Source organism: Bifidobacterium sp. LH_417, from assembly GCF_056357035.1.
On the sequence record NZ_JBKEVI010000023.1, the window covers coordinates 1 to 21558 of the forward strand.

The window sequence follows — 21558 nt, forward strand, 5'->3', positions numbered from 1 at the left end:
GCGGCGTACCAGCGCCCCGCGCGGCACGAGACCGTCATGCGCAGCACCCTGGCCCCGTCCACGCGTCCCGTCACGTCCTCCATGCAGTGCACGCGGCCGATACGCGGCAGTCGCAATGCTTTCGGGTCGTCCTTGACGAGGCCGAAGCTGCCGGTCGTGTACGCGAACCGTGGCGTGGCGCGGTCCTTCGCCTTGAACCTCGGGAACCCGACCCTGCGACCTTTTCGCTCGCCCTTGCGGCTTTTCGACCAGTTCGACAGGGCGTCCGCCAACGATCCGAGCCCGCTGCCGTACGCCTCCTTCGAGTTCTCCCGCCACCACGTTTTCCCGTCCGCATCCACGGCCAGCTTGTCCTTGTTCGCGTTCCACCAGCGGCGCAGCGCATACAGGGACCATTCCGGCCTCTCCCCGGCCTCGATGGCGGTTTTGACGTGGGCGAGACCCGCGTTGTACGCGAACCGAGCCGCTCCCGCGTGCGACGACAGCAACCGTTCCTGCGCCGGCGTCGGGTCCAACGCCACCCTGACGGCCTCAAGCATCACGCGCCGCCCTCAACGCGGCCTCCGCCTTGCTCTTCGCCGCGCGCCGCCCGTACAGTCGGGCGCACAACGAGGTCAACACCTCGGTCATGTCACGCACCAAGTCGTCGTCCAACTCCGAATCGTCCACGACGATCAGTCGTCGTCCCTGCGCGTTCAACGCGGATTCGACCAGTCCGGCGTTCATACGGGCCAGACGATCCCGATGCTCCACGATGATCGTGCCCACGGTCGGGTCGGCGAGGATGCGGTTCAATCTGCGACGTTTGTCGTTCATGCCGGAACCGGTCTCCGACACGACCTCGATGTCCCTCGCTCCCAGATCGATGGCGAACGCCTTCAACCTGTCCGCCTGACGCTGCAAGTCGGCTTTCCGATCGGAGGACGAGACACGCGCATAGCACACGACGCGCGAACCGGTTGCCGGCATATCCGTCTTCTCATACTTCGGGTCGTGGACCAGCCACACGCCCCCGGCCTTCTCCACGGGAACAGGCATACGGTTCTCACGACACCACTTCCACACCGTCTGCTCGTTCAAACCCTCACGAGCCGCCCATTCCTTCGCACGCACAGGCAAATCATATCACACACCAACAAGGCAAAACAAACCAAAGCCTCAGCAGTTCACAACCCTTATAGGAGAATGGGGAATGCCTTTATGGGGGTTGCCTTTATGGGGAATGCCTTTATGGGGGTTGCCTTTATGGGGAATGCCTTTATGGGGGATGCCGTCTTTATGGGGCTGCTTCTATGGGGAAGCTGCCTTTATGGGAAGATTGCCTTGGCGAGGGGCTGCCGCGGTCACGGTGCCGGTGTCATGCCGCGACAGCGGCGGTGGATGTGAGGGCCTAGAGCCGCAGGGCGAAGTCCATGCGGTCCCCGATCGAGAATCATGATGTCGGGCGCGGTATCAAACCGGCCCCGGTAATTGCCGTATGATCGGAGACGAAGTCAAGATCACCTACAGGATCACCTATCCACATGGCCATATTCCTGTGGATCGTTCCTGCAAATGAAATGGCGGTCAGATCATGACGTCTTATCGTTGCCCGGATCCCGAAGATATCGGGCGGCTGTACGCGGTGATGGAACGGGAGCTGGGTCCCACTGATTGGTGGCCGGCGGATACGCCGTTCGAGATCATGGTGGGCGCGGTGCTCACGCAGAACACCGCATGGGGCAACGTCGACCGCTCGTTGAAGGCGCTGAAGGCGGCGGGCATGCTGGAGCCGCACGCCATCGCTGCTGTGGAACCGGATTCTCAGGCGTTGCAGGACCTGATCCGTTCGTCCGGCTTCTACCGGAACAAGGCCCGGACGCTACGGTCGCTGAGCCGCTGGTACGTCGATCGGTGCGGCGCCGATCCGGGTGGCGTCGCCGGCGTGCCCGACGACGCGCTGCGCGCCGAGCTGCTGTCGTTGTTCGGCATCGGGGGTGAGACCGCCGACGACCTGATGCTCTACGTGTTCTCCCGACGCGCGTTCGTCGCCGACACCTATGCTCGGCGTTTGTTCGCCTTCCTTGGGTTCGCCGTGCCGGCCGGGTATCCGGCGTTCCACAAGGCGTTCTCGCCCGTGGTGCTCGCCTCCGGGCTCGACGTCGCACAGCTTCAGGAGTTCCACGGCCTCATCGACGAGTTCGGCAAGGCCTACCGTGATGACCGGGCAAAGGCCGCTTCCTTCCTTGCCGGCTGGCGTTAGAGCCGACCGCGGTTTGTCGGTTCCCTGCGCCCATATCGCCGCGGGCGATCTGTATGCGGAGTCGTGGAGCGGTGCACCCGCTGGGTGGAGTGCGCCGCCGATTCCGTAGCGAAAGACGGGCCTATGCGTGTCGTTCGCTACAGAGCGGGGCGTGCCCGCGTGCCCTCACTCCCCGCCGGGGTGAAACTGCTGTTGAGATGCCCCGAAGGTTTGAACATGTAGTCTCACTTCCCTGCCGGGGTGAAGCTGCCCCGGACCACGAGCTTGGTGGAGAGGAACGTGTGGCGCTTGGTGTCGCCGCCGTAGCTCACCGATTCGACGAGTTGGCTGAGCGCGGTGTGCGCCATGGCCTTGAGGTCGATGGCATAGGTGGTCAACGGCGGTGACGTGTAGCGGGCGATCGACTGGTTGTTGATGGAGATGAGTTCCACGTCGCGCGGTACGACGATGCCGGCCTGCGTGAACTCCTGGAGCACGCCCACGGTGATCGGGTCGGCGCTCACGATGAAGCAGTCGGGCAGGTCTCCAACCTGTGCGATGATCCGTCGTCCGAGCTCGCGTCCGGTGGTCACACTGGTCTTGCCGCCCACGAAATACAATCCGGTCGTGTCAAGTCCGAGCCGTTCGCACCAGTTGCGGTAGGCCATCGAACGGCTATCCTCCGGATACTCGTAGTCGCCCATCGAATAGCCGTCGCCGCCGATGAATCCGATGCGCGTCATGCCGCGCCGGCGCGCCTCGGTGATCGCGTCGAGTACGGTCTGCGCGAGATCGGGCTGTACCGAATCGAACAGGTTCGGGGCCGGATTCACGTCGATGAACACGCCGTGCGGTAACGCGTCATGCAATCGGGAGAGGCTTTCGGCGGCGTGGATCTCCGGTCCGATGGAGATGAATCCGTCGTACTGGTCCGCCTCCTCGATGAGCCGGTCGATGTCGGAACGGAACGTGAGCGTGACGCGGCGCTGTTCGGCGGCGGCGAGAAGCACGTCGCGCAGTTCGGCGAAGTAGGCGTTCTGCAGTTCTTCGTCGTCGGCGAGCGAGGACAGCACGGCCACGTCACGCAGCGCCGGCATGCCTCCGCGGCGATCCTGCATGTCGTAGCCGAGGCGCTCGCTCACCTCGAGGATTCGTCGGCGGGTCTCCTCCTTGACGGAGAACGTCGGGTCGCCGTTGAGCAGACGGGAGACCGTCGCCGGTGAGAAGCCGGCCTGCTTCGCTATCTCCTTGATCGTGACCATGATGGTTGTTCAGTACGCTCCCTTGCGGAATCACAGGTAAATTCGTTTACTAATCCCATCATATCGCACGGCGTCGCGCGCGGGCGCACCGGGCTCATCGATTGTCACGGTTCCCTCCCTCGTTAGCACGGTTCCCTCCTTGGTGTGCAACGGAAAACCGTGGCACACCAAGGAGGGAACCGTGAGAGTCTGGGAACCGACCGTGATCGACGGGGATCGAACCGACGTCACGCGGCCTTGACGGTAGGTACCTCGCTAGCCGAGCAACGCGGCCTTGGCGATCTCCTTGCCGTATTCCGGCTCGCCGTCGCCGCCCATGCCGGCCTCGAGTTGGCGCACGATGCGGGCATGCGCCTTCTCGCTGAGCTTCACGCCGAACAGGAACGTGAGGAAGCTGATCACGATGAACGCGAGCGGCATGTAGAACGCGAACCCCTTGAACGTGGCGATGTTCGCCGGGGTCATGTCGCCGGCCGTGGCCGTGCCGATCATGCCGGCGGCGACGGCCACGAAGCCGACGAATCCGTTGGACAACGCGCCGGCGATCTTGTCGAGCATCGGGCGCACGGAGAGCGTCACGGCCTCGTTGCGGCGGCCGGTCTTGAGCTGTCCGTATTCGACGGAGTCTTCGAGGCACAGGATGCCGGTCATCTGGATGAGCGTCTGCGGCGCGTAGAAGAGCACCAGCGCGGTGATGACGACCGTGATGTTGGTCGGCGCGATGATGAACAGCACGTAGGCGCATCCCATCATCGCGACGCCCGTGAGGAACACGGCCTTGCGTGGGACGCGGCGCGTGACGATCGGGAACAGCGGCGCGAGCAGGATGCCCGCCACGAACGGGATGATGCCGGTGATCGAGAACAGGTCGGAACGGTTGACGACGTATTTGAACAGGTACACCATCACGCCGCCGGTGGCCACGTTCGCGAACGAGTAGAACAGGTAGGCGAGGGCGGTCCACAGCAGCTGGTCGTTGCGTCCGAGCGCCTTGAACGCCTGCAGCGGGTTGCCGTTCGCCTCGGCTTTCCTGCGCAGCGCGCTGTCGTTCTCCTTGACGCCGAAGCCGACGGTCCAGCAGGTGAGGATGCCGATGAGCGCGACGATGACGCCGAACGCGGTCCAACCGCCCTGCGTCTGCGTGGTGTGGTCCATCGCGAACATCGTGGTGATCGGGATGACGGCGATGGTCAGACCGTTGTAGCCGAGCGAGCCGAACAGCGTGCCGGCGGCGGTGTAGACGGAGCGTTCGTGCGAGTCGGAGGAGATGGCCGGCACCATGCCCCAGTAGGAGATGTCGCGCAGCGAGTAGAACACGTCGAGCACGATGAACACGATGACGAACGTGATGATGAACGCGGTGGTGTTGACGTTCACCAGGCCGAACATGCCGGTGAAGATGATGAGCAGCAGGATGGCGGAGACGGTGCCGCCGATGAACTGCCATGGGCGGAACCGGCCGATTCGCGTGGTGGTGTTGTCGACGAGGTTGCCGAGCAGCGGGGCGATGAAGATCTCGGCGATGCGGATGATCATCACGAGCGAGGTGATGACGCCGATGAGCTTGGCCGCGAGGGCCTTGTCGATGCCGGCGAACAGCGACGTGGTCGCGTAGACCACGAAGTAGGTGCTCAGCGCGTTGTAGAAGAGTGCCTGGCCGAAGTTGCCGAACGCGTAGGCGGCGAGACGCCCTTTATGGATCGTCGGTGCGGTGGTCGTGGCGGATTGGTTCGGGTGCGGTGCTGCCGGTCGTTGCGGATCGGATTGCTGGGTTGATGGCGTATGCGTGGGTTCCGTGGGCGTGGCGGACATCCTGTGCCTTCTTTCGACGGTGAAGCCGCCCGGACGTTGTTGTCCGGACAGATGTGATTGAGCGTATCGCATTACTTAGAATAAGTAAAATCGTAACTAAATATCGTTATAAAAACGGCTGTCGGTAAGGCGTGTCGCGAGTGTGTTGGCGTGCTGCCGGAGGTTGGTGTTGGTGGTGCGGTGTGCGGTGTTGTGTGTGATGTTGCGTGTGATGTTGCGTGTGATGTTGCGTGTGATGTTGCGTTGGTGGGCGTGCGGTGATTGAAATGCCCTGCTGTCGGAGTGGGCGCGTGTCGTGGTTGCGTTATCGTATTGGCGACGGTAAATTTAGTAAACGATTTATCCCGGTGGGAAATCACGAAGTCGTGGTGCACAACAATCAAGCATCGGCGCACCATCGGGACCAGCAGAAAGGCAATGATTATGACCAGTCTCACCACAGCCGGATGGACAGGCGGGCAATCATCCGCGCAACCGGTCGCCGCCGACCGCCTCGATCCGGCATGGCTCACCGACCCGCGCACGTTCGCCGTCAACCGCCTCGCCGCCCACTCCAGCCACCGCGCCTACGACCACGTCCCGGCCGCGGGCGAGGCGTCCGACCTCAAGCAGAGCCTCGACGGCACGTGGAAGGTCGAACTTGTGGACCTCGCCGACTACGGCAAGAGCGCGCTCGCCGAAGCCGCCTTCGCCCAGCCCGCCTACGACGACTCCGCATTCTCCCCCATCGACGTGCCCTCCGCGCTCGAAGTCAAGGGATTCCTCAAGCACCAGTACGTGAACCAGCAGTACCCGTGGTCCGGCCACGAGGCCCCGGTCGCGCCCGGCATCCCCGAACACAACCACGTCGCCCTGTACCGCCGCGCGTTCGCCCCCGCTCCGAAGACCGCCGCCGCGATCCGCGATGGACGCACCGTCACCCTCACCTTCCACGGCGCCGCCACCGCGATCGCCGTGTGGCTCAACGGCACGTTCGTCGGCTACGCCGAGGACTCCTTCACCCCGAGCGAGTTTGACGTCACCGGAATCATCCGCGAAGGCGCGAACACGCTCGCCGTCGCCTGCTTCGAGTTCACCTCCGCGAGCTGGCTGGAGGACCAGGACTTCTGGCGCCTGCACGGCATCTTCCGCAGTGTCGAACTCGCCGTGCATCCGCGCGTCCACGTCGCCGACCTCAAGGTCGACGCCGACTATGACGCCTCGACCGGCGAGGGCGTGCTCGACGTCGTCGCGACGGTGGACGGCCTCGACGACGCCATCGCGGACAACACAGGCGCGACCGTCGACCTCGCGCTGCGCGACGCCGATGGCACGGTCGTGTGGGGCGAGACCAAGTCCGCCGCCGACGTGACCGCCGCCGCGGCGGGCGGCGACGTGGTCACGTGGCAGGCGAACGTCGGCCGCGTCGAGCCGTGGAGCGCCGAGAACCCGACCCTCTACACGCTGGAACTCGTCGTGACGGACGCCGCCGGCGCGCTCGTCGAAGCCGTCCCGCAGCGCATCGGCTTCCGCCGTTTCGCCATCGAAGACGGACTGATGAAACTCAACGGCAAGCGCATCGTGTTCAAGGGCGTCAACCGTCACGAATTCGACGCCCGCACCGCCCGCACCGTGCCCGAATCGGACATGATCGCCGACATCCGCTTCTTCAAACGCCACAACATCAACGCCGTGCGCACCTCGCACTACCCGAACGAGAGCCGCTGGTACGAACTGTGCGACGAATACGGCATCTACGTGATCGACGAGACGAACCTCGAGACGCACGGCAGCTGGACCTCCCCCGGCGACGTGCTCACGCCCGAACTCGCCGTGCCCGCGAGCCGCGACGAATGGCGCGAGGCGTGCGTCGACCGCACGCGCAGCATGATGCGCCGCGACTACAACCATCCGAGCGTCGTCATCTGGTCGCTCGGCAACGAATCCTACGGCGGCGACGTGTTCCGTTCCATGTACGACTTCGTGCACGCGAACGACCCGCATCGCCCGGTCCACTACGAGGGCGTGTTCTGGCAGCAGGAATTCAACGACGTGTCCGACGTGATGAGCCGCATGTACGCGAAGCCCGCCGAGATCGAGGAACTGTACATGGGCGACGACGCCAAGCCGTACATCTCCTGCGAATACAGCCATTCGATGGGCAACTCCACCGGCGGCCTGCACCTGTACACGGCGCTTGAGAAGCACCCGAAGTACCAGGGTGGCTTCATCTGGGACTTCGTCGACCAGGCGCTCGTCCAGCGCCTGCCCGACGGCACCGAGCGCCTCGCCTACGGCGGCGACTTCGACGACCGTCCGAACGACTACGAGTTCAGCGGCGACGGCATCGTGTTCGCCGACCGCACCCCCTCCCCCAAGGCCGCCGAAGTCAAGCAGTGCTACGCGAACGTCAAGCTCGTGCCGGACGCGCACGGCGTGACCGTCACGAACGACAATCTGTTCGTCTCCACCGCCGATTACGTGTTCACCGCGCGCGTGCTCGTCGACGGCGTCGAACGCTGGCACGCCGACTACCGCTTCGACGTGCCGGCAGGCGAGACCCGCCGTGAGGCCGTCGGATTCCCGGCGATCACCGATTTGGTGGACGTGGCCGGTGCCGGTGGTTGCGGCTGCGGTTGCAGGTGTGGCTGCGGTTGTGGTTGCGGCGTGGCCGGCGGCCGGTACGAGGTCACGTATGAGGTCGATCAGCGGCTTGCCGCGCCCACCGACTGGGCGCCGGCCGGGTACGAGCTCACGTTCGGGCAGCACACGGCCGTCGTGTCCGTGGACGGCGCGGGTTCCGGCGACGGTACGGGTTCGTGCGGTTGCGGCGACGCGTGCGGTCGCGGCCGCGACGCCGCGACGCGCGCGACCGTTGCCGCCGACGGCTTCAACGCCGGCATCCACGACGATCGCGACGAAATCATCCTGTCGAAGACGCAGGGCGGCATCGTGTCGTTCCGCCGCGACGGACGCGAGATGGTCATCCGCCGCCCGAACCTCACGACGTTCCGCGCGCTCGTCGACAACGACCGCGGCAACGGTTCCGGATTCGACCGCGCGCAGTGGTTCGCGGCCGGCCGGTACGCGCGCGTGACCGGCACGTCGGTGGAACCGACGGCCGACGGTCACGGCCTGACCGCGCGCTACGACTACGAACTCGCCGACGCCGCGCACACGCCGGTCGTCGTGCGCTACGACGTGGACGACCGTCTGCGCGTGCATCTGACGGTCGAATACCCGGGCGAGGCCGGCGCGGCGACGCTGCCCGCATTCGGACTCGAATGGAAGCTGCCCGCGCAGTACGACCGCCTGAAGTTCTACGGACTCGGACCTGAGGAAACGTACGCCGACCGCCTGCACGGCGCGAAGCTCGGCGTGTACTCGCGCACGGCCGAGGAGGACTTCGCGCCCTACCTCGTGCCGCAGGAGACCGGCAACCACGAGCAGGTGCGCTGGGCGGAGATCACCGACGAATACGGGCACGGCATGCGCGTTTCGGCGGGCGACGTGCGCGGGTGCGGTGCTTCGGAGGGCGAGGCTTCGCCGTTCGCGGTGAGCCTGCTGCCGTACAGCTCGCTGATGCTCGAGGAGGCCATGCACCCCGACGAGCTGCCGCCGGTGCGCAACACGTACCTGCGTCTGCTCGCCGCCCAGATGGGTGTCGGAGGCGACGACACCTGGGGCGCCCCGGTGCATGACGAGTTCCAGCTGCCCGCCGACCGCCCGCTCAAGCTCGACGTGACCCTCGAGCTGCTGTAACAACTCGGCCCCCTCTGACGGGACATCGCCGTGAAGCAAACGCCGGAGGCGTTTGTAGGCGATGTGTGAGCCGACAGGCGAGCCGATGTGAGGTCGGCCGCAGGCCGCAGGAAGCGGAATCGGCCTACGGCCGATACGATGTTCCCGCGGCCTGCGGCCGCTCTTTCTTCTCTCCCCCAGTCAGCTTACGGCTGACGGCCCCCTCGTCAGAGGGGGCCGAGATGATCACAGCACGCCCTGGGCGACCATGGCGTTGGCGACCTTGACGAAGCCGGCGGCGTTCGCGCCGAGCATCAGATCGCCCTCATGTCCGTACTCCTTGGCCGCCTTCAGCGACTCGGCGACGATCGACTCCATGATGGACTTGAGCTTCGCGTCCACCTCGTCGAACGTCCAGCTCAGGCGGTAGCTGTTCTGGCTCATCTCCAAGCCGGAGACGGCCACGCCGCCCGCGTTCGCGGCCTTGGCCGGGCCGTACAGCAGGCCGTTCTTCTGGTACACGGCGATGGCCTCCGGCGTGGACGGCATGTTCGCGCCCTCGCACACGACCTTGCATCCGCCGGCGACCAGCGCCTCGGCCGACTTCTCGTCAATCTCGTTCTGCGTGGCGCACGGCAGCGCGATGTCGCACGGCACGGTCCACACGCCCGAGCAGCCCTCGTGATATTCGGCGCCCGGCACGCGCTCCGCGTACTCCTTGATGCGGCCGCGCTCGACCTCCTTGATCTGCTTGACGACGTCCACCTTGATGCCTTCCGGATCGACGACGTAGCCGTTGGAGTCGGACACGGTGACGACCTTCGCGCCCAGCTGCTCGGCCTTCTCGGTCGCGTAGATCGCGACGTTGCCGGAACCGGAGATCACGACGGTCTTGCCTTCGAACGAATCGCCCTTGAGCACGCGCAGCGCCTCGGCCGTGTAGTAGCAGACGCCGTAACCGGTGGCCTCGGTGCGGGCGAGCGAGCCGCCGAACTCCAGGCCCTTGCCGGTGAGCACGCCGGAGTACTCGTCGCGGATGCGCTTGTACTGGCCGAACAGGTAGCCGATCTCGCGCGCGCCCACGTTGATGTCGCCGGCCGGCACGTCGGTGAACTGGCCGATGTGCCGGCACAGCTCGGTCATGAACGCCTGGCAGAAGCGCATGACCTCGGCGTCGGACTTGCCCTTCGGGTCGAAGTCGGAGCCGCCCTTGCCGCCGCCCATCGGCAGCGTGGTCAGCGAGTTCTTGAGGATCTGCTCGAAGCCGAGGAACTTGATGACGCCCTCGTTCACGGTCGGGTGGAAGCGCAGGCCGCCCTTGTACGGGCCGATCGCGGAGTTGAACTGGACGCGGTAGCCGCGGTTGACCTGCACCTTGCCCTCGTCGTCGGTCCAGGCGACGCGGAACTTGACCACGCGCTCCGGCTCGACGATGCGCTCGAGCACGCCCGCCTTCTCGTATTCCGGATGCTTCTCGACGACCGGCTGCAGGCTTTCGAAGACCTCCTGCACGGCCTGCAGGAACTCCGGCTGATCGCCGTCGCGCTTCTCGACCTGCGCATAGACGCGCTTGACGTACTCGTTCGTGAGCATAGTGAAACTCCCCTTTGGGTTGGACCATCAATAGACGGTTCCGATTGTAGGTGCGAAATCGAGAAACGCTCAAGAGGTGGGGATGATATTCGCCATCAGGTGGACATGCGGCGGCGTGTGGACGCGTCCGCGCCGTCCGCCGCGCTCACGTCAGTTCACGTCAGGTCGAGCGCCTCGGCGACCTCGTCGACGATGGCGTGCATCGCCTCGCGCGCACGGTCCGGCTCGCCGCGCCACACCGCCTCGGCGACGGCGTCATGCGCGTCGAGCGCGGCCGGTTCGGGCCGTTGCGGGTACATGTGCAGCTCGACGCGGCCCTTGAGCACGATGCCGATGATGTCCGCCATGCCGGCGAACAGTTCGTTGCCGCTGTTAAGCAGCAGCGCCGAGTGGAACCGCACGTCGAGGTCGTGGAAGTCGGCGAGGTCACCGGTCTCGCCGAGTCTGCGCAGTTCCCCCGCCATCACGGGGAACATCGCCTTCGCCTCCATCGCCGCGTTGCGCGCGGCTGCGGCCGCCGCCGCCGGTTCGATGGCGAGGCGCAGTTCGGTGAGCGCGCGCAGCTGCTCCTTGCGCCGCGTCGACATGAGCTTCCAGCGGATGACCTGCGTGTTGAGCGCCGCCCATTCCGCGACCGGCCTCGGGACGAGGCCGACGCGGCGGCGCACGGTCACGGCGTTCATCGATTCCAGGTATTTGGCGACTTCGCGCGCGACGGTGCGTGATGTGGAGAAACGGTCCTGGATGGCTTCCAGCGTGAGCGGTTCGCCGGGGTTCCAGCGTCCGTCGAGGATGTCGACGGCGAGTTCGTCGGTGATGGCCTGGTGCAGCAGCTCGCTCGGAGTCTCCAGATTCGGCTTCGCCGATGGCTTCGTCCGTGACTGCGATGCCGCCCGCGATGCCGGCTGCGTTCCGGTGGTGTCGTCGCCCATGATGCCCTCCTTGACTCGTCTCATCATACTATTCCGCGGAAAAATCGAACGATTTTCGGAAAAGTAGTACTTTTGACTTGACAAATACGATTAAAACATCGTATAGTCATATCAACAAATCAACGAGGTAGTTGACCGACGGAACCAAAGGAGATTCACCAATGAGCATTCATGTCGTCGTGATGGGCGTCGCCGGATGCGGCAAATCCACTGTGGCGGAAGCGATCCGCGACCGACTGGGCTACACCATGGCCGAAGGCGATGACTTCCACCCGCAGGCCAACATCGACAAGATGAGCGCCGGCCACCCGCTGACCGACGAGGACCGCTGGCCCTGGCTGCGCGTCATCAACACGTGGATGGTCGCCCGCGAGGCCCTCGACCAGAACACCGTCGTCTCCAGCTCCGCTCTGAAACGCGCCTACCGCGATCTGCTCGGCGAGAACGTCGACGTGTTCTTCGTACACCTCGCCGGCTCCGAGGAGCTGATCTACAGTCGCCTGTCCGCCCGCAAGGACCACTTCATGCCGCCGTCGCTGCTCGCCAGCCAGTTCGCCGACCTTCAGCCGCTCGGACCGGACGAGAACGGCGTCGTCGTCCCCGTCGACGGCACCATCGACGAAGTCGTCGAACAGGCCGTCGCCGCCGTCAAGGCCTACCAGGAAAGCAAGGTCCCCGTCGCGGCCTGAGCCGCCGGTCCTCCATAACCCCCTCAGTCGCGCTTCGCGCGCCAGCTCCCCCTGAAGGGGGCGCAGCTCGAATCTTCCTCCCCCTTTCAGGGGGAGGTGGCCGGCGAAGCCGGACGGAGGGGGTACGCCCCGCCAAGACATCCTTCCAACGACTGTAAGGAACAACCCATGAATCTCATCATCGCGGCCATCGTCGGCATCGCGGCCATCGTGCTGCTCATCGCCGTGGCCAAGGTCCACCCGTTCATCTCCCTCATGGTCGGCTCGTTCGTCATGGCCGTATGCGCCGGCGTCCCGTTCGACGAATCGTGGAACAGCTTCACGTCCGGCGTCGGCTCGACCGTCTCCAACGTCGGCCTGCTCATCGGCTTCGGCGCGATCGTCGGCACCCTCCTGTTCGCCTCCGGCGGCGCCGACGTGATCGTCGACACGATCATGGCGAAGACGCCGCTGCAGATGCTGCCGTGGGCGATGGCGCTCATCGCGTTCATCGTCGGCATCCCGATGTTCTTCGAGGTCGGCGTCGTCATCCTCATCCCGGTGGTCCTGTTCGCCGCACGCCGCGCCAAGATGCCCGTCGTGCTGATCGGCATCCCCGCGCTCGCCGGCCTGTCCACGCTGCACGCGTTCGTGCCGCCGCATCCCGGCCCGCTGGTCGCGATCTCCGCGCTCAACGCGAACCTCGGCGTCACCCTCGGCCTCGGCCTGCTCGTCGCCATCCCGACCGTCATCATCTCCGGCCCGCTGATGGGCCGCATCATGGCCAAGTGGGTGCCGATCCAGGCGCCCGAGCAGGCGGCCGAGAAGGAAGCCGTCAAGGACGAGTCCAAGCGCCCCTCCTTCGCCCAGGCGATGACCGTGATCCTCCTGCCCGTCGTGCTCATGCTCGCCGCCTCCGTCGTCGACCTGACCGGCCAGAAGGAAGCCCTGTGGGGTCGCGTGCTCGTCTTCATCGGCACGCCGCTCACCGCCCTGTTCATCACCGCCGTCGTCGCGATGATTCTGCTTGGCTTCATGCAGGGCCGCACCCGCGAGTTCATCAACGGCGAGGTCGGCAAGTCCTTCGCCTCCGTGGCCGGCATCGTGTTCATCGTGGCCGCCGGCGGTGGTTTCAAGCAGACCCTCGTCGACTCCGGCATCGGCGACGTGATCGCCAACGGCATCACCGAATCCGCGATGAACCCGCTCATCGCCGGCTGGCTGGTCGCCGTGCTCATCCGCCTCGCCACCGGTTCCGCGACCGTCGCGACCGTGACCGCCTCCGGCATCATGGTGCCGCTCGCGCAGGGCATGAGCCCGACCCACCTGGCGCTGCTCGTGCTCGCCATCGGCGCCGGCTCCGTGTTCTTCTCCCACCTCAACGACGCCGGCTTCTGGCTCGTCAAGGAGTACTTCGGCATGTCCGTCTCGCAGACGCTGAAGACCTGGTCCCTGATGGAGACCGTGCTCTCCGTCGTCGGCCTCGGCTGCGTCATGCTCCTCTCCCTCGTCCTATGACGTCCCGGGCCGGTCCGTCCGGGGAAACCGCTTCGGGCCGGCCCATCTCTCGAAATCCTTCGAACCCTCGCATCGCCTCCAATCCCCTGGAAACGTCGAATATCCACATCGCATCCACATCGCATCCACATCGCTGTGAAAGGACACTGAAATGCAGATCGGAATGATCGGACTCGGCCGCATGGGCGGCAACATGGCCAAGCGTCTCGTCGCCGGAGGCCACCAGGTCGTCGGCTACGACATGTCCCCCGAATCGGGCCGCGACGTCGACTCGCTCGAAGCCCTCGTCGCCGCGCTCGACGCCCCGCGCGTCGTGTGGGTCATGGTCCCGGCCGGCAAGCCGACCGACGACACCATCACCCGCCTCGGCGAGCTCCTCGAAGCCGGCGACATGATCGTCGACGGCGGCAACACCCGTTATGTAGACGACGCCCGCCACGCCGAGGAGCTCGGCAAGCTCGGCATCCGCTTCATGGACTGCGGCGTCTCCGGCGGCGTGTGGGGCATCGACCGCGGCTACGCGCTCATGGTCGGCGGCTCGAAGGAGGACTTCGAGTTCATGCGCCCGATCTACGAGACCCTGAAGCCGAACGACGACTACGGTCTCGTGCTCGCCGGCCCGGTCGGCGGCGGCCACTTCGCCAAGATGGTGCACAACGGCATCGAATACGGCATGATGCAGGCGTTCGGCGAAGGCTTCGCCACGATGGTCCGCTCCGAGCTCGTCGACGATCCGGCCGCCGTGATGACCTCGTGGAAGTCCGGTTCCGTCGTCGGATCCTGGCTGCTCGACCTGCTCGCCAACGCGTTCAAGGACGATCCGACGCTCGAATCGATGCCGCCGGTCGCCAACGAGTCCGGCGAGGCGAAGTGGATGATCGAGGCGGCGCTCGAACTCGGCGTGCCCACTCCGGCCACCGCGGCCGCGCTGTACGCCCGCCAGACTTCGCGCGGCGGCGGCGACGACACGCTGCGCGTCGTCTCCACGATGCGCGCCCAGTTCGGCGGCCACGTGACCAAGGCCTGAGGCGTGTTGGCCGCGCCTGTGAGGTGTGGATCGCGTTTCCCAGCACGTTGAGCGTGTTCTAGGTCGATTCTCCGAAGTCTTCCGAAGACCTATGCTCACCCTCATGATTCCGGAAAGCCCGGGACATGGCGATTGCCGTGTCCCGGGCTTTCCGATTGGTCTCCCGGCGATAGAATGGGAGAAACGGTCGGCCAAAGACGGTTCATGAGGCTGGTGGGGAAGCCGACGTAAACGCCGGTATGCCGGTGGGAAGGGTGGTCGGAACAATGAACATCTGCAAGCAATGCGGGAGACCGGTACCGGTCGGAGAACAATTCTGCGCATCGTGCGGGGCTCCGGTCTCCGCGCAGGGACTCAATCCGGTTTCCGCGCCGATGCCGCAGGTCTCCGTGCCATCCGGCCCTGCTCCAACTGGTCCCATACCAATCAATCCGTATGCCGCCGATCCGCACGCCATGCCGACGCAGGCATTGCCGCAGCAGCCGGTGCCGCCCATCTCCACCCAACCGACGCAGGCATTGCCGCCGCTCCCCCAGACTCCACCGGCCCCCACGCAGCAGTTCGCGCCGGTGCCGCCCGTTGCGCCGGCGGCTCCCGCCGTGCCGGCGGTTCCCGGCGGAATGATGGGAGGAATCCCCTCGCCCGATCCTTCGCCCATCCCGGCACCCAATTCCGGGAATCCCGCGACGCCTCCGGCCGTCACGGGCGTCGGTCCAGGCGCTCCCGCGCAATCGCCCTTCCCGACGGCCTCCGGTACGGTTCCTCCCGTTCCCGGAGTCCCGTCCTCTTCCGTGGTTTCTCCCGTCCCTGGCGCTCCTGCCGTACCCGGAGTGCCGGGCGCTCCCGGAATGCCCGGTGTTTCCGGTGCCCCCGGGGCGCCGATGCGTCCCGTCGCGGCGAAGCGCAGGATGAGTGGCGGCAAGATCGCGGCTATCGTGGGCGGCATCGTGGCGGTGCTCGTGGTCATCGCGCTCGCCATCATCATTCCGAATCTCACCGCGGTGAAGGCACTGCTCGGATTCCGTCCGAACAACCCGATCGTCGTTACTTCCGACGCGATCGCATCGGTCGGCAAGCTTTCCAGCACGCGCTACGAGATTTCCGGCAGCAGCGACGAGACCGGCGCTTTCTCCGCCGACGGCGCGTGGTCGCTCGGTACGGATACCGATTCGTCGATGCTGTACTTCACCACGAAGAGCGACGATTACGGGCGTATCGCCGTCGCCTGGCAGAACGGCAACTTCGGCTTCTCCATGCAGAGCAAATCCTATTGGACCGGTGACGTGGAAACCCAGTACGCCTACGCGTCGCGCGGCGACATCCGCAATGCGATCCGCGACCTCGCCGGCAGCGAGTGGGACGACGTCATCCTCGACACGAAGGACGCCGTCGTGAACAACGGCCACTGGGACTTCGCCGGCGCGTTGCAGACGTTCAACAAGGGTGCGAAGCAACTGGACGACAACTACGACGTGAAGCGTTGGAACGAAGGCCAGATGAACGAATCCGTGCAGAAGGAGTACGCGAAGTTCGCTCTCAAGTACTTCGGCGAACACTTGGAGAAAAAGGATGTGCAAAGCAAGATCTTCCCCAAGCAGGAGCGCGTGAAATCCGGCGGCAGCACGCGTCTGACTTATGACCTCGACCTGGATGCGTTCCTGCAGGACATCGGCGGGTACTGGCAGAAGAACGAGAAGCAGTATCCCGAACTGCGCGCGTACCTCGTCAAGCAGCTGCGCGAGCAGGAGGGATACTCGTCCAGCGAAGCCGACAGCGAATTCGACAAGGCCGTGCGGAAGCTCGCCGAAGGCGATTACGACAGCGGTGCCCTGCCGTCCGTTGAAGTGATGGTCGACTATGGTGCCAAGCGCTCGCTCAACGAGCTGGAGGTCACGGTCGACGGCGATTCGACCGGACATGCCACGGTGGATCTGAAGCTCAGCGACAAGGATGCGGTGTCCGTCGACGATCACGAGGTCAGCGATTTCATGGCGAAGGCCAAGAGCGAAGGCATCTCGTTCTGAGTCCCGGATTCGAGCCGTGAGGGCATTCCTTTGGTCCCTGTGGTCTTCCTTTGGTAACTGAGCAGCGGAACCGCCGATGAGACGGCGGTCGGCAGATGCGCAACAGCCCGGAATGTGGAGGTTTCCATATTCCGGGCTGTTCATGTTGCCGGCGTGATGTACCAAAGGAGTGCAGCAAGAACCAAAGGAAATACTCGAATGCCCCTTTTCGATGCCGGATCGTGGTGAGACCGGACCCGTCCGGCCTCACCACGGCTACTCTGCGCGGGCGATAGCCTGCTCACGGAGCCGTGTGGCGGGGAACCCGGTGGGTTCCCCGTAGGCGACGCCGAGCGGCGGCAGTCGTGAGGCAGTTACTCTGCGCGGGCGATAGCCTGCTCATAATCCTTGGTGCCCTTGAACACTTCGTGCGTCCACGGGTTGACACCCTGCTTCTTCGCGCGGATCAGGATATAGCCGAGTGCGAGCACGTTGGCGACGAGCGCGATGATCGAGACGGTGAGGTTCACGTTCGGATTGTTCACCGACTGGGTGGAGAACACCGAGTAGTCCTGGAACATCGGGAACACCTGCGCGAACATGCACCAGATGGCGAGCGTGTTGGCGCGGTTCTGGATCCATCCGCCCTTGTTCCAGATCGCGTTCGCGACGGTCGGGGCGAGCAGCAGTGCCAGGCCGCAGTACCAGGAGTGGGTGGGCAGGCAGTTGTACGTGTAGCAGAAGTTCCACAGGTCGTAGGCGACGATGAACACCCATGTCATGTCCGGCCAGAGCATGTCCTGCTTCTTCTTGGAGACGTAGATGCCGAACCAGCCGGTCATGCAGGCGATGTTGAGCAGGCCGGCCACGCCGTTGAATACGTTATGCCAGCCGCCCATGAGGGTCACGCCTTCGGTGGAGACCCACGTGGTGCCCCACGCGCGGATCGCGGATTCGAAGTCGGAGACGACGGCGATGAGGATGTTGATGGCGACGATCACGAACGGGAAGCACTTGAACCATTCGGATTTGCCGATCGATCCCCACTGGTATTTGAGCGCCATGAAGCCGATGCAGCCGGCGGTGGCGGCGTACAGCTTCGCGTAGTGGAACCAGCTGGTCATGTGCACGTAGGTGGGGTTGCTGAGTGCCCAGTCGGCACCCATCGCGGCGGCTGTGTAGATGGTCACGAAGTACACGGTGAGGATGGCCGGTACGACGAGGAAGGCGATGATGCCGCCGGTTTTCGTACGGCGTGCGAGTTCGTTCGCGCCGATGAGGCAGCAGAAGACGAGGATCCATCCGATCCACTGGTAGACGGCGTTGTCGCCATAGACCTGAAACAGCATGACTGTCCTTTCCTGGGCCTGGTATTCGGTCCGCGTCGTTGCCGGACCGTGACGCCGCGACGCGTGATCCACACACGTTGACGCGGTGTCAATTTCTCTCGCCGCCTATTGTAGACCTGGTTTTGACATCGTGTCAAAACCAGGTGTTTTCAGGAAGCCGGTCGGATGGCGTGATAACGACGAGGCCCTTGGAATCAAACCGATTCCAAGGGCCTCGTTCAACCAGTCCAATCGCTGCGTTCGTGGAGCATACCGGGTTCGAACCGGTGACCCTCTGCTTGCAAAGCAGATGCGCTACCAGCTGCGCCAATGCCCCGAATGGGATGCACGCAACGAATCTGAACTTGTCTGGATAGAAAAAAAGAGCGGCTCAAACATGGCCGCTGGTTTTTCCTGTGGGCCCGGGAGGACTTGAACCTCCGACCTCATCCTTATCAGGGATGCGCTCTAACCACCTGAGCTACGGGCCCGTCCATCGCGCTTCAGAAGCGCAACGAGTAGATATATTACATGCGATTCCGGTTGTGTCAAAGCGAGCTGCCCTTCGGCGTGTCGCGCGTGAATCCATGGCGTCGCCGAACCTTGTCCGTCGGCGCGGGACAATGACGGTATGCCGTATCGTCGTCCTTCCCCCGCGTCCGCCTCACGGTCTGCTGCGTTCCCCCGGCGGTCCGCCGCGTCCGCCCCGAACCCCGCACCTCGGCCCGCCGCGCCCGTCCGCGTCATCGACATCGACGGCATCGAGGTGACGGTGACGCGCAAGCGCATCAGGAACCTGTATCTGCGCATCAAACCGCCGTCCGGCACGGTCGAAGTATCCGCGCCGATGCGCATGGCGGAGTATCGCATCCGTGATTTCGTGCGCGAACGCCGCGACTGGATTATCGAGCAGCGGGAGCGCATCGCGCAGTCGCGTCGTCTGGTGGTCGAGGAGATGGCGGCGCGCGGCGGTGCCGTCGACGTGCCGTTGGAAGGTCTCGACGATGCCGCGTTCGCTGGCCTCGATGGGGCCAATGGCGGGAAAACGATGGGAGGCGCAGATGGCTTGAATGACTCCCGTGGCTCCGACGGCACAGCGGATGCCGGTTCTGGCGACAATGGCGGTAGCGGCTCGCCCGACCTCGCTCGCGCGTTCGTCTGGACGGACGAACGCCGGCGTGAGGCGGCGTCGTCCATCGAGTCGCAGCTGCCCGCGCTGCTCGACAAGTGGGCGCCGATCGTCGGCAAAAGGCCCACGCACGTCACGCTGCGGTTGATGACGTCGCGGTGGGGGTCGTGCACGCCGAAGACCGGCCGTATCCGCATCAACCTGCAACTGGGGCTGATGGAGCCGCGGTTCCTCGAATACGTGCTCGTGCACGAGCTGACACATCTGTGGGAGCATGGCCACGGCCCGCGGTTCCGCGCGCGCATGGACGCGTATCTGCCGGGCTGGCGCGCGTTGCGACGTGAACTCAATCGGCGCGCGGTGCTGTAACGCGACACCGTAACGCGACACCGTAACGCGGTGCTGTGCGGTGTCGTGGCGTGCGGTGCTGTAACCCGTCATCGGCAACGTTGATGACGGCGGCGGCGTGTTTCCCCTCCGAAAGCGTAATGTCCGTGGCGATTGTATGGTGATATGTCATCGCACATGTCGATTCGAGATATGTCGAAACACCAACGGAAGTAACGGAAGAAGAGGGCCATCATGCGCACAGGACTCACGAAACGCATCACCGCCGCGATCGCCGCGACGCTCGGACTCGCGCTCGCGCTGTCCGGCTGCGGCGCGACCGGCGGCGCGACGGGCGGTGCCGATGCGAGTGCTGCCGACGGCAAGCAGGTCGTCGTCGTCAACGATGTCGAACCGGCGAGCGGGCTCATCCCGTCCGACACGAACGACCTCGCCGGCTGGAAGGTCGTGACGCAGCTGTTCGAAGGCCTCGTCACGTTCAGCAGCACCGGCAAGCTGATCTACGCGGACGCCGAGTCGATCACGCCGAACGACGACGCCTCCCAGTACACGATCACGTTGCGCGACGGCCTCGAATTCTCCGACGGCGAGAAGATCACCGCCGAGACCTATGCGAAGTCGTGGTCGTTCGCCGCGAACGCCGCTAACGGCCAGATGGGTGCCGCGATCTTCGCGACGATCAAGGGCTACGACAAGCTGCAGGACGAGAACGGCGACAAGAACGCGCAGCTCGAAGGCCTGAAGGTCGTCGATGACCGGACGCTCCAGGTCACGCTCGCCGCCCCCGACTCCTCGTTCGACTACAAGGTGGGCGACGTGGCGTTCCTGCCGCTGCCTTCCAGCGCGTACAAGGACATCAAGGCGTTCGGCGAGAAGCCGGTCGGCAACGGCCCGTACCAGTTCGCCTCGTGGAGGCATGATAGCGAGATCAAGCTCACGCCGAACCCGAAGTACACGGGGCCGCGCAAGGCGAAGAACGGCGGCGTCACGTACAAGCTGTACACGAACCTCGAATCCGCGTACGCCGACCTCACCGCCGGCAACCTCGACGTGCTCGACACGATTCCGAACAGCGCGCTCGCCACGTACAAGAACGAACAGTCGATCCAGTCGTTCAGCAAGGCGGGCCCAGGGTTCAAGGCGTTCACGATCCCCTCGAACCTCAAGCACTTCACCGGCGAGGAGGGGCGTCTGCGCCGCGCCGCGATCTCGTACGCGGTGAACCGCAGCCGCATCGTCGACAAGGTCCTGCGTGGCACCGCGACCGTCGCCACCGACTTCACCGCGCCCTCCATCGCCGGCTATTCGAAGTCGCTCGCCGGTTCCGACGTGCTCTCCTATGATGCCGCGAAGGCGAAGGAGCTGTGGGCGAAGGCCGACGCGATCTCGCCGTGGGACGGCACGTTCCGTCTCGCCTACGCGTCCGACTCCGGCTCGAAGCAGTGGGTGGACGCGATCGTCAACTCGATCAAGAACGCGCTCGGCATCGACGCGAAGTCGTACCCGTTCCCCACGCAGAAGGACTTCTCCGGTGCCGTGCACGACCGCACGATCGACGCTGCGTTCACGCAGGGCCTCCAGTCCGACTACCCGCATCCGGAGGGCTACCTCGTGCAGGCGTATGATTCCTCTGCCGCCGACGGCAAGGGGCTCAACAACGGCGACTACAAGAGCTCCGAGTTCGACTCGCTGATCGATGAGGCCGCGAAGCAGACCACGCTCGACGGCTCGGTCAAGTACTACCACCAGGCCGAGGAGCTGCTGCTCAAGGATCTGCCGGTGATTCCGCTGTGGTACGGCAACGTCTCCGCGGGCGCCTCCAAGTCAGTGAGCAACGTGAAGTTCAACTACATGGGCCTGCCCGAGTACCAGAACCTCACGAAGGAGTAGCGGGGGAGCCGTCGTTGCAGACGACTGAGGGTGGCCATCCGGTTTCCTGTCCATAGTGGACGTGGAAGTTGCCGGGCGGCCACCCTCAGTCATATGCGCCTCGCACG

General features: G+C 64.9%; 15 protein-coding genes and 2 tRNA genes. 8 read left to right on the forward strand and 9 right to left on the reverse strand.

Features of this window, described 5'->3' with window-relative positions; all coding sequences use genetic code 11:
• Positions 1–539 (reverse strand): helix-turn-helix domain-containing protein (locus tag AC1AYR_RS10585; RefSeq protein ID WP_476512609.1); only part of this gene is annotated, 539 nt, incomplete at its 3' end.
• Positions 532–1113, reverse strand: a complete 582-nt coding sequence (locus tag AC1AYR_RS10590; RefSeq protein ID WP_476512608.1) for an IS607 family transposase — start codon at positions 1111–1113, stop codon at positions 532–534. The genes AC1AYR_RS10585 and AC1AYR_RS10590, both read right to left, overlap by 8 nt.
• Positions 1114–1573: 460 nt before the next feature.
• Between AC1AYR_RS10590 and AC1AYR_RS10595 the strand changes: the two genes are divergently transcribed.
• Positions 1574–2242 (forward strand): endonuclease III domain-containing protein, encoded by a 669-nt coding sequence (locus AC1AYR_RS10595; RefSeq protein WP_101622143.1) that lies wholly within the window; start codon positions 1574–1576, stop codon positions 2240–2242.
• A gap of 224 nt (positions 2243–2466) precedes the next feature.
• Here AC1AYR_RS10595 and AC1AYR_RS10600 read toward each other — a convergent pair whose 3' ends face one another.
• Complete coding sequence (locus AC1AYR_RS10600; protein ID WP_101622142.1) at positions 2467–3483, reverse strand: LacI family DNA-binding transcriptional regulator; 1017 nt, start codon at positions 3481–3483, stop codon at positions 2467–2469.
• Positions 3484–3738: 255 nt separating this feature from the next.
• Positions 3739–5295 (reverse strand): glycoside-pentoside-hexuronide (GPH):cation symporter, encoded by a 1557-nt coding sequence (locus tag AC1AYR_RS10605; protein WP_476512607.1) that lies wholly within the window; start codon positions 5293–5295, stop codon positions 3739–3741.
• Between the two features lie 423 nt (positions 5296–5718).
• Here AC1AYR_RS10605 and lacZ point away from each other — a divergent pair, with 423 nt between their 5' ends.
• On the forward strand, positions 5719–9036 hold the full coding sequence (gene lacZ, locus AC1AYR_RS10610; RefSeq protein ID WP_476512606.1) for a beta-galactosidase, LacZ type: 3318 nt from the start codon (positions 5719–5721) through the stop codon (positions 9034–9036).
• 225 nt (positions 9037–9261) lie between these two features.
• On the opposite strand, the gene gdhA is transcribed toward lacZ, so the two are convergent.
• The gene (gene gdhA, locus AC1AYR_RS10615; protein ID WP_476512605.1) at positions 9262–10608 is read right to left on the reverse strand and encodes an NADP-specific glutamate dehydrogenase; all 1347 of its coding nucleotides are present in this window, start codon (positions 10606–10608) and stop codon (positions 9262–9264) included.
• Between the two features lie 155 nt (positions 10609–10763).
• Positions 10764–11540: a FadR/GntR family transcriptional regulator gene (locus AC1AYR_RS10620; protein ID WP_476512604.1), complete on the reverse strand. Its 777-nt coding sequence runs from the start codon at positions 11538–11540 to the stop codon at positions 10764–10766.
• A 161-nt stretch (positions 11541–11701) separates the two neighbouring features.
• On the opposite strand from AC1AYR_RS10620, the gene AC1AYR_RS10625 reads away from it, so the two are divergent.
• The 4 genes from AC1AYR_RS10625 to AC1AYR_RS10640 all read left to right on the forward strand — a co-directional run bounded on the left by AC1AYR_RS10625 (position 11702) and on the right by AC1AYR_RS10640 (position 16777).
• A complete protein-coding gene (locus tag AC1AYR_RS10625) occupies positions 11702–12229 on the forward strand; it encodes a gluconokinase (RefSeq protein WP_476512603.1) in 528 nt (175 codons plus the stop codon).
• 168 nt (positions 12230–12397) lie between these two features.
• The gene (locus AC1AYR_RS10630) at positions 12398–13726 is read left to right on the forward strand and encodes a GntP family permease (protein WP_476512602.1); all 1329 of its coding nucleotides are present in this window, start codon (positions 12398–12400) and stop codon (positions 13724–13726) included.
• A gap of 151 nt (positions 13727–13877) precedes the next feature.
• Positions 13878–14753, forward strand: coding sequence for a phosphogluconate dehydrogenase (NAD(+)-dependent, decarboxylating) (gnd, locus tag AC1AYR_RS10635; protein ID WP_034525618.1), 876 nt, complete (start codon positions 13878–13880; stop codon positions 14751–14753).
• Between the two features lie 908 nt (positions 14754–15661).
• Positions 15662–16777, forward strand: coding sequence for a hypothetical protein (locus AC1AYR_RS10640; protein ID WP_133125397.1), 1116 nt, complete (start codon positions 15662–15664; stop codon positions 16775–16777).
• Positions 16778–17130: 353 nt separating this feature from the next.
• Here the strand turns inward: AC1AYR_RS10640 and AC1AYR_RS10645 are convergent, their stop codons facing one another.
• The 3 genes from AC1AYR_RS10645 to AC1AYR_RS10655 form a co-directional block, all read right to left on the reverse strand.
• Positions 17131–18105 (reverse strand): DUF5692 family protein, encoded by a 975-nt coding sequence (locus tag AC1AYR_RS10645; protein ID WP_101622136.1) that lies wholly within the window; start codon positions 18103–18105, stop codon positions 17131–17133.
• Positions 18106–18348: 243 nt separating this feature from the next.
• Positions 18349–18421, reverse strand: a tRNA-Ala gene (locus tag AC1AYR_RS10650).
• 80 nt (positions 18422–18501) lie between these two features.
• Positions 18502–18575 (reverse strand) — tRNA-Ile (locus tag AC1AYR_RS10655).
• A gap of 140 nt (positions 18576–18715) precedes the next feature.
• On the opposite strand from AC1AYR_RS10655, the gene AC1AYR_RS10660 reads away from it, so the two are divergent.
• Complete coding sequence (locus AC1AYR_RS10660) at positions 18716–19582, forward strand: M48 family metallopeptidase (RefSeq protein WP_101622135.1); 867 nt, start codon at positions 18716–18718, stop codon at positions 19580–19582.
• Positions 19583–19795: 213 nt separating this feature from the next.
• Entirely contained in the window at positions 19796–21451 is a 1656-nt protein-coding gene (locus AC1AYR_RS10665) for a peptide ABC transporter substrate-binding protein (RefSeq protein WP_476512601.1), read from the forward strand.
• The last annotated feature ends 107 nt before the right edge of the window (positions 21452–21558 follow it).